Source organism: Endozoicomonas sp. (assembly GCF_051008435.1).
Classification (GTDB): domain Bacteria; phylum Pseudomonadota; class Gammaproteobacteria; order Pseudomonadales; family Endozoicomonadaceae; genus Endozoicomonas_A.
In genome coordinates this window covers 1-2577 of sequence record NZ_JBPCXO010000134.1, presented here as the reverse complement: position 1 = coordinate 2577, position 2577 = coordinate 1, and the positions used below count along the sequence as shown (strand labels likewise).

Sequence of the window (2577 nt, the reverse complement as noted above, 5' to 3'; positions counted from 1 at the left end):
CCGGGTATCGTAGAGATCTGCCTGAATTATGTACAAAACTGAAGTTAAAAAGTCTGCGGCTTCCAATTCTATAAATCCTCTGCAGCCCTTTAAAATCAAGGGGTTTCTATTTGAGCGGGAATTGCTATGATTTATGTTTAGAGAAAAGTTAATAGCCTTACCACGCAGGCAAAAGCGACTGATTGGTTTATCTGTTGATATTGATATGCCTACTCCAGAACTGCTTGTCAAAACAGATGCAGAAATAATTAAAGGGTTATCTGTTACCAACTATTTCCGCTATCTATTGATGACTCTGGCTGGGTGTGGTCAGGGTGATCGAGTTAAGTAGTCTTCACTGTAGTGTTTTGATCGATTTTTTCACTTATTCTTCAGGTAATACATGCGCCACATATTGCTCACCCTCCCTCGCTCGGGTAAACGTTTAGTTACACTGTTATTTGATACAGCAGCGATAATTCTCTGCCTATGGCTGGCTTTTTACATCCGTTTAGGCATGATGGATTCGTTTAGCCGTTACTATCCTGCGTTCATTGTCGCTGTAGCAGTAACCGTGCCTTTTCTGGTCAGAATGGGGCTTTATCGAGCGGTGCTTCGTTATATGGGATCTGACTCTATAATAGTCATCATTAAAGCCTGCTCATACTCCACAATCTGTTTGATGCTTGCAGGTTTTGTCTCTGGTACGGTCCATCTTCCCAGATCAATTCCCTTTATTTACTGGCTTCTATTGCTTCCGACTATGACAATCTCACGCTATGTCATTCGTAGTTGGTTATTGGAAGAGTCCATAGCAGATATATTTCCTGAGTTTTTTCCTCGTAGACAAGGGCACTCTAGCAGAGGTATCCCGGTAGCCATATTTGGCGCAGGGGCTGCAGGCGTCCAGGTGATGTCTGCTTTAGATAAAGGCATTGAGTATCAGCCAGTCGCTTTTCTTGATGACAAAAAAGACAATGCAGGTCGTGCCATCCAGGGCAGGCGTATTTATCGCCCCAAACATTTCGAACAGATGGTGCAAGAGACTGGAGTGCAGGAGGTGTTACTCGCTATACCTTCTGCAACTAAGCAAAGACGTAAGGAGATAGTCCAGACTCTAGAGCAATATGGCCTTCCTATTCGAACAGTGCCTGCTATGTCTGATCTGGCCAGTGGTCGAATGAAAATGCAGGAGATTCAGCCCGTTGATATAGGCGATGTGCTGGGAAGAGATGAGGTGGCACCAAGACATGACCTTCTGGAAAAGTGTATTACTGGCAAGGTGGTGATGGTTACCGGAGCAGGTGGTTCTATTGGTTCTGAATTGTGTCGGCAAATCCTGAAGCAGAAACCTTTATGTCTTGTCCTTTATGAGCACTGTGAATTTAGTCTTTATTCGGTTGAGCAGGACTTAATAAAAACGAAAATCAGTTTAAGTGAGTGTAAAACGGTTCAGGTAGCAGCGGTTCTTGGTTCAGTCAATAATCCGGATAGGTTGGTTGAGACACTACGCAGGTTTGCTGTGGACACGGTTTATCATGCTGCAGCCTATAAGCATGTGCCAATGGTAGAGCATAATATTGAAGAAGGGTTACGAAACAACACTCTAGGGACTCTTTATACTGCGCAAGCAGCAATGATTACTCAAGTTGAACGCTTTGTACTGGTCTCTACTGATAAGGCGGTTCGACCTACCAATGTTATGGGTGCTTCAAAACGATTGGCTGAAATGGCCCTGCAGGCACTGGCTGATGAGCGGTCGATAAATCTTTTTCAGCCTGAGCGATTTGGAGTCAATCCAGAAGCCAACATTCCTGTTAATACCTGTTTTACCATGGTTCGGTTTGGCAATGTACTGGGCTCCAGTGGTTCTGTTATCCCGGTATTTCGTGAGCAGATCCGTGTGGGCGGTCCAGTCACTGTCACTCATCCGGATATTAACCGCTATTTTATGACGATTCCAGAGGCTGCACTACTGGTGATTCAGGCAGGTGCTATGGCCTCTGGTGGTGAAGTATTCGTTTTGGATATGGGGCAACCCGTTAAAATAGTGAATCTGGCAAGGAGAATGATCAACTTATCGGGTTTGACTTTAAAAGACGAAGATAATCCCGAAGGTGATATTGAGATTGTTTACACTGGATTGCGTCCAGGGGAAAAGCTCTATGAAGAACTATTGATTGGGGACAATGTGACAGGCACCAGTCACCCCAAAATCAGTATGGCAATAGAACATAAAGAAAGCTGGTCTGACTATCGGTTGGCATTGGAGACTGCTTTAGAGGTGGCGAGAGATCGACGGTTTAGTGATCTAAGAAGCCTGCTGTCCAGTTATGTTAATGGTTTTGCTCCAACGTCTGATGTGGTTGACTGGATGGATCAATCCAGACAGTCTGAAACGCATCAAGAGAGAGAGGTCCTGAAGTATCATTGACTGCCGTGGCTGTTGAGCGATGTTTTTTGGCTTTTGTTTTGTTTATCGGTTGAGCGTAAAACCCCGTACTTTGAGTGCGGGGATGTAAGCTCGTCGGCGATAGCCGACTAATGCGGTGTTCTCTGCTGCTGAACGTACTGTTTGATGACTTCTATAGGAGCGCC

Annotated in this window: 2 protein-coding genes; both read left to right on the top strand. The window is 44.9% G+C overall.

The annotated features are described in order from the left end of the window. The first annotated feature begins 133 nt into the window (after positions 1-133). Positions 134-331, top strand: a complete 198-nt coding sequence (locus ACR2PX_RS06130) for a hypothetical protein (protein WP_433998478.1) — start codon at positions 134-136, stop codon at positions 329-331. Positions 332-382: 51 nt separating this feature from the next. Further along, complete coding sequence (locus ACR2PX_RS06125; RefSeq protein WP_433998477.1) at positions 383-2413, top strand: polysaccharide biosynthesis protein; 2031 nt, start codon at positions 383-385, stop codon at positions 2411-2413. The last annotated feature ends 164 nt before the right edge of the window (positions 2414-2577 follow it).